7 protein-coding genes are annotated in these 6,754 nt (G+C 52.7%); 5 read left to right on the top strand and 2 right to left on the bottom strand.

Features of this window, described 5'->3' with window-relative positions; genetic code table 11:
• The first annotated feature begins 141 nt into the window (after nucleotides 1–141).
• Nucleotides 142–852: a YnfC family lipoprotein gene (locus tag AB7E14_RS18280; RefSeq protein ID WP_428169763.1), complete on the top strand. Its 711-nt coding sequence runs from the start codon at nucleotides 142–144 to the stop codon at nucleotides 850–852.
• A gap of 16 nt (nucleotides 853–868) precedes the next feature.
• Here the strand turns inward: AB7E14_RS18280 and speG are convergent, their stop codons facing one another.
• Together speG and AB7E14_RS18290 are read right to left on the bottom strand one after the other, a co-directional pair.
• Nucleotides 869–1,429, bottom strand: a complete 561-nt coding sequence (speG, locus tag AB7E14_RS18285) for a spermidine N1-acetyltransferase (protein ID WP_043000745.1) — start codon at nucleotides 1,427–1,429, stop codon at nucleotides 869–871.
• Between the two features lie 33 nt (nucleotides 1,430–1,462).
• A complete protein-coding gene (locus AB7E14_RS18290; protein WP_043000744.1) occupies nucleotides 1,463–1,804 on the bottom strand; it encodes a DUF1283 family protein in 342 nt (113 codons plus the stop codon).
• 152 nt (nucleotides 1,805–1,956) lie between these two features.
• Here AB7E14_RS18290 and AB7E14_RS18295 point away from each other — a divergent pair, with 152 nt between their 5' ends.
• The 4 genes from AB7E14_RS18295 to AB7E14_RS18310 form a co-directional block, all read left to right on the top strand.
• The gene (locus tag AB7E14_RS18295; RefSeq protein ID WP_043000743.1) at nucleotides 1,957–2,283 is read left to right on the top strand and encodes a YnfA family protein; all 327 of its coding nucleotides are present in this window, start codon (nucleotides 1,957–1,959) and stop codon (nucleotides 2,281–2,283) included.
• Between the two features lie 269 nt (nucleotides 2,284–2,552).
• Nucleotides 2,553–3,767, top strand: coding sequence for a starvation-sensing protein RspA (gene rspA, locus AB7E14_RS18300; RefSeq protein ID WP_043000742.1), 1,215 nt, complete (start codon nucleotides 2,553–2,555; stop codon nucleotides 3,765–3,767).
• A gap of 58 nt (nucleotides 3,768–3,825) precedes the next feature.
• A complete protein-coding gene (locus AB7E14_RS18305) occupies nucleotides 3,826–5,163 on the top strand; it encodes an MFS transporter (protein WP_043000741.1) in 1,338 nt (445 codons plus the stop codon).
• A 213-nt stretch (nucleotides 5,164–5,376) separates the two neighbouring features.
• Nucleotides 5,377–6,754, top strand: a 1,378-nt coding sequence (locus AB7E14_RS18310; RefSeq protein ID WP_428169764.1) for a mannitol dehydrogenase family protein, incomplete at its 3' end; no start/stop codon positions are given.

The raw sequence follows: 6,754 nt of genomic DNA on the forward strand, positions 1-6,754 counted from the left end.
GATATTGATCAATTAACGTGAGAGGAAACCGTGAATTCTGCTCACGATTTACCCTTGTTTATGCCACTTTCGCGCTGGTTTACAGTAAACGACAGTCTTTGCTACTATGACTGAAGATCATCTTTTTCTCTTGGGGAACCTGTGAAAAAACAGATATTTTTTTTGTCGCTTGGTGTTGCGCTGGTGGGATGTGACAACAGCGCAACGCCGCTCTCCTTTACGCCGGAAATGGCCAGTTTTTCTAATGAATTTGACTTTGATCCCTTACGCGGGCCGGTAAAAGACTTCAGCCAGACGTTGCTTAATGAGAAGGGAGAAGTGACGAAGCGCGTCAACGGTACGTTGTCTGAAGAAGGTTGTTTTGACTCGCTTGAGTTGCACGATCTCGAAAACAATACCGCTGTAGCGCTGGTGCTGGTCGCGAACTATTATCGCGATGCCGAAACGCTGGAGAAAAAGGTGCGTTTGCAGGGGAAATGTCAGCTGGCGGAACTGCCGTCAGCGGGTGTCGTCTGGGATACCGATGATAATGGTTTTGTGGTTGCGGCAACGGGAAAAGAGATGAAAGTCCAGTACCGCTATGATGCGGAAGGGTATCCGCTCGGCAAGACCACGATCAGCAAGGACCAGACGTTATCCGTCAGCGCGAAACCCTCGACCGATCCGCGCAAGAAGCTGGATTACACGGCGGTGAGTCTGCTTAACGATCACCCTTTGGGGAACGTTAAACAGACCTGTGACTATGACCGTCATGCCAATCCCACCGACTGTGCGCTGGTGATCGTCGATGAAAGCGTCAAACCCGCGGTCGAGCACAACTACACGATCAAAAATACCATCGATTACTATTGAGAGGACCGCGCAGCGGTTACTGCGCGGTAGGTTTTAGCATCGTCGATCCCGGCGAGCGATGCTCTGCCAGGTACTGATGCTGGAAGATACACATCCGGATCGTATTGCGATATTCCCCGTTGATAAAGAATTCATGAATCAGCTCGCCTTCGACCATAAAGCCCAGCTTACGATAGATGTGGATCGCCTTTTCGTTCTCTTTATCAACGATGAGGTACAGCTTATAGAGGTTAAGTACGGTAAATCCGTAGTCCATCGCCAGTTTAGCGGCCCGTGAGGCGAGACCTTTTCCCTGATATTCCGGGGAAATAATGATCTGAAATTCAGCCCGACGGTGGACATGGTTAATTTCAACCAGTTCGACCAGGCCCGCTTTTTCGCCATCACATTCCACGACGAAACGACGTTCGCTTTGATCGTGAATGTGCTTATCGTAGAGATCGGACAACTCGACGAACGCTTCGTAAGGCTCTTCAAACCAGTAGCGCATCACGCTGGCGTTGTTGTCGAGTTGATGGACAAAACGTAAATCTTCACGCTCCAGCGGGCGCAGCTTAACACTGAGGGCGCTTGTCATACCTAATCCTTAATGTCTTTTTAACGCGTTATATCAAGGGGCAATCACGCGACCGGTGCGACGATCCAGACAGCGCAGGGTGTTCGGTTCCCAGTACGCATTCAGGTTGGCGCTCTGTTCGCAGTTGTCGCGGTTATCAAAGGCGGCATCCGCTTTATCCCACTCTTTTTCCGCGCGTTTGTTCACTTTCTGACGCAGACTGCGCGTGTCATCCCACTGTTCTTTTTGCATGGCCGCCTGTTGACGGCTCAGGGCGCTATCGCCTGATTCAATCACCAGTCGGCTGGTCTCAGCCTGCGCGGTCGCGGTGTAGACGACAGCACCCAGCAGCAGCATTGCCGTCAGGCACAGGCGTTTGCGAAGCGTAATGTTCATGGCAAGTTCCTTTTATGAGCGACGCAAAAAGCATCATTTGCAGGCAAATTCTACACCATTCCTTGCGCAGGGCATACCCGCCGCAAGGTTATGGATAAGATCGGAGGATTATGGCGTATCATGCCTGAACCCCAGGTCAATGAACGATTCAGATGCTTAAAACCACGCTGCTTTTTTTTGCCACTGCGCTTTGCGAAATTATCGGCTGCTTTCTTCCCTGGCTCTGGCTGAAGCGGGGAGCCACCGTCTGGTTGTTGTTACCCGCAGGCGTTGCGCTGGCGCTTTTCGTCTGGCTGCTGACGCTGCATCCTGCCGCCAGCGGTCGGGTGTATGCCGCGTACGGTGGCGTTTATGTCTGTACCGCACTGATCTGGCTGCGCGTGGTCGATGGCGTCAAACTCAGCCTGTATGACTGGAGCGGGGCGCTCATCGCACTGTGCGGAATGCTGATTATTGTAGCGGGATGGGGGCGCGGCTAAGCGTTCCCTGCGCAAGATGTGTCATGCTCTTGGCGTATGACATGTGTCATTTCTCGTAAATCCCTCTTTATTCTTATTTAAATTCAATGGATTAAGGTGTCTTCTGCTTCTCTGTGCAGGCATCCGCCAGACGTTTTCCCCTGAAAAGCCTCCTTTTATAACCTGTGATTTTTTGTGATCAAGATTGAAAAATAAACCGTTCATACTTGTATGGTAGTATGTGTATTGCGTAGATTCTCACCATCACCACACAGAACCAGGAAGAAAAAATGAAGATTGTAGGGGCTGAGGTTTTTGTCACCTGTCCGGGACGTAACTTTGTCACACTGAAGATTACGACCGAGGACGGTATCACCGGTCTTGGAGACGCCACGCTGAATGGACGTGAGTTATCCGTCGCGTCTTACCTGAAAGATCATCTTTGCCCACAGTTGATCGGTCGGGATGCGCACCGCATCGAAGATATCTGGCAGTTCTTTTATAAAGGCGCGTACTGGCGTCGTGGCCCGGTGACCATGTCTGCTATCTCCGCCGTCGACATGGCGCTGTGGGATATCAAAGCGAAAGCCGCCAACATGCCGCTGTATCAACTGCTTGGCGGCGCATCACGCGAAGGGGTGATGGTTTACTGCCACACCACCGGTCACACCGTGGATGATGTGCTGGAAGACTATGCGCGCCATAAAGAGATGGGTTTCAAAGCCATCCGCGTTCAGTGCGGCGTGCCGGGTATGAAAACCACCTACGGCATGGCGAAGGGAAAAGGGCAGGCCTATGAGCCCGCCACCAAAGGACAGTGGCCGGAAGAGCAACTGTGGTCGACGGAAAAGTATCTTGATTTCACGCCGAAACTGTTCGAGGCGGTGCGCAATACGTTCGGCTTTAACGAGCATCTCCTTCACGACATGCACCACCGCCTGACGCCCATAGAAGCGGCGCGCTTTGGTAAAAGCATTGAAGATTATCGCCTTTTCTGGATGGAAGATCCGACGCCTGCCGAGAACCAGGAGTGCTTCCGATTGATCCGTCAGCACACGGTGACCCCGATTGCCGTCGGTGAAGTCTTCAACAGCATCTGGGACTGCAAGCAGCTTATTGAAGAACAGCTCATCGATTATATCCGCACCACGATCACCCATGCGGGCGGGATCACCGGCATGCGTCGCATCGCCGACTTCGCTTCGCTCTACCAGGTGCGTACCGGTTCACACGGCCCGTCCGATCTTTCTCCGGTTTGTATGGCTGCTGCGCTGCATTTTGACCTGTGGGTACCGAACTTTGGCGTGCAGGAATACATGGGCTATTCCGAACAGATGCTGGAAGTCTTCCCGCACAACTGGACCTTTGACAACGGCTATATGCATCCGGGCGAGAAGCCGGGACTGGGTATCGAGTTCGATGAAAAACTGGCGGCGAAATATCCCTATGACCCCGCCTATCTGCCGGTTGCCCGGCTTGAAGATGGCACCTTGTGGAACTGGTAAGTTAACATTTATACGACACGGATGTTGTTCACCTCTGAACCAACGAAGGTAATTATTTATGGTTAGTTCCGTTGATATTAAAAATGATGTTGATAGCAAACCCGTGGTTCGTCGCGTCGCTTCTGCTTCAGCGATTGGTACGGCTGCTGAATACTATGACTTTTTTGCCTATGGCACTGCGGCAGTGCTGTTCTTTGGTCACCTGTTTTTCCCCAGTGACGATCCGTTAATCAGTACGCTGGCCGCATTTGCCACTTATGCGGTGGGCTTCCTGGCAAGGCCTTTGGGCGGCATTGTCTTTGGACATATCGGCGATAAAGTGGGGCGTAAAAAAGCGCTGGTTATCACGATATTGATTGTCGGACTCGGGACATTCTGCATTGGCTTATTGCCAACGTACGAAAAAATCGGTGTCTGGGCACCCGTTCTGTTGATCTTCATTCGCGTACTCCAGGGGTTTGGTGTCGGGGGTGAACAGGCCGGGGCGGTCTTGATGACGGCAGAATATGCCGAACCTAAACGGCGTGGATTCTTTGCCAGTTGGGTACAAATCGGTGCGCCGGTTGGCTTTTTGTTACCGATGGCACTGTTTGCACTGCTCAATGCCACCTTATCTCCTGAAGCTATGATGGATTACGGCTGGCGTATTCCGTTCCTGCTTAGTCTGCTGCTGGTGATCGTTGGCCTGTTTATTCGCCTGAGAATCGATGAGTCTCCTGTCTTTGCGCAGATTCGTGAGACGAAAGCAGAAGAGTCCCGTCCACTCATTGAAGTTATCCGCGATTTTCCTGGCATTGTGGTAAAAGGCGTCTGCGCAAAACTGATTGAAGCCTGTACGTTTGCCATGTTCACGGTAATCGTCCTGGCGTACGGCAAAGCCAATAATCTGGATGCCAATATCTTAATGGAAACCATGATTATCGCTGTGGTGATCGAAGTGCTTGCCATACCCATGATGGGGGCGCTGTGCGACAAAATTGGTCGTAAGCCGGTGTATATCATGGGGGCGCTGATTCAGGTCATAATGATTATTCCGTTCTTCCTGGCCATTAATCAGGACAATTTCTGGTTGACGCAGCTGGTGATGATTATCGTCATTAGCTTTGGCCATAGCATGTGCTACGCACCGCAGGCATCGTTCTTCCCGGAGCTGTTCCCGACGCATATTCGCTGCAGCGGCATCGCTTTAATCTGGCAATTGGGTTCACTGATTGGCAGCGGGGTGCTGGGGCTGGTGGCAGTGAAGATTTTGCAGATGACCGGTGGGCATTACTACGGGTTAGCAAGCTATGTGATTGTTCTCGGCATCATTTCTGTTATCGGCTTGCTCATGATGCCTGAAACGGCGCCACAGCGACTCAAGCGTGAATACCAGGAGTGGCGCAAGCACGATTAAGAGGATTGTCACCTAATGGCTGCAGGGATGCAGCCATCACTCAGCCCAGGGAGCCTGCCCTGGGCGTCAGGCTCAGCATCAGGAATTGCATCCTGTCACATAACTTTCAAATGATGTTATACCAATTGGCAAAATATTAATTCAAATCAAAACATACAACCATACAGGCGTTACTCTGGAACCGTCCTGATTTCATTCAAAGTAGGTCATACAATGCAAAACAAGCTCTTAACGGCAAAAGCGACGCTTCCTGACTACGATCGCAACCGACTGTTCCCGCGTATTGTTCATCTTGGTTTTGGTGCTTTCCACCGTGCGCACCAGGGCGTCTATACCGATATCCTGGCGGCGGAGCACAACAGCGACTGGGGATATTGCGAAGTGAACCTGATCGGCGGGGAACAGCAGATCGCCGATCTCAAACAGCAGGATAATCTCTATACCGTGGCGGAAATGTCTGCCGATGCCTGGACCGCGAGAGTCGTGGGGGTGGTGAAAAAGGCGCTGCATGCTCAGGTTGACGGGCTGGAGAGCGTGCTGGCGGCGATGTGTGAACCACAGGTTGCGATTGTTTCACTGACGATTACTGAGAAAGGGTATTGCCATTCCCCGGCGACAGGACAACTGATGCTGGATCACCCGATGATCGCAGCCGATCTGCAAAACCCACATCAGCCGAAATCTGCGCCGGGTGTGGTGGTTGAAGCGCTGGCGCGCCGTAAAGCGGCGGGCTTAGCCGCCTTCACCGTGATGTCCTGCGACAACATGCCGGAAAACGGTCACGTGATGCGTAACGTGGTCACCGCTTACGCTCGTGCCGTGGACGCCGAACTGGCCGCATGGATCGAACAACACGTCACGTTCCCGTCGACGATGGTTGACCGCATTGTTCCGGCCGTCACCGCTGACACGCTGGATAAAATTGAAAACCTGACCGGCGTGCGCGATCCGGCCGGTGTGGCCTGCGAGCCATTCCGTCAGTGGGTGATTGAAGATAACTTTGTTGCCGGTCGTCCGCAGTGGGAAAAAGCCGGGGCAGAACTGGTCTCTGACGTGATCCCGTTTGAAGAGATGAAACTGCGGATGCTCAACGGCAGCCACTCATTCCTCGCGTATCTGGGCTATCTCGCCGGGTATCAGCATATCAACGACTGCATGGGTGATGAAAATTATCGGGTGGCTGCCCGCGCACTGATGCTCAACGAGCAGGCGCCCACGCTGAAAGTGCAGGGGGTGGATCTCACTCGCTATGCAGACCTGCTTATTGAACGCTACAGCAACCCGGCGCTGCGTCACCGTACCTGGCAGATTGCGATGGACGGTAGCCAGAAATTACCTCAGCGGATGCTCGATTCAGTACGCTGGCATCTGGCACATAACAGTCGTTTTGATTTGCTGGCGCTGGGCGTGGCGGGCTGGATGCGCTATGTCCGCGGCGTGGATGAGCAGGGAAATGCCATTGAAGTCAACGATCCGCTTCTGCCAGTGATCCAACAGGCGGTACAAAACAGTGCGGAAGGCGCAAGCCGTGTTGAAGCGCTGCTGGCTATTGAGGCAATCTTTGGTAACGAACTGCCGCAGGTCGCGTTAT

Source organism: Citrobacter sp., assembly GCF_050252275.1.
In the GTDB taxonomy this organism is placed as follows: domain Bacteria; phylum Pseudomonadota; class Gammaproteobacteria; order Enterobacterales; family Enterobacteriaceae; genus Citrobacter_A; species Citrobacter_A amalonaticus.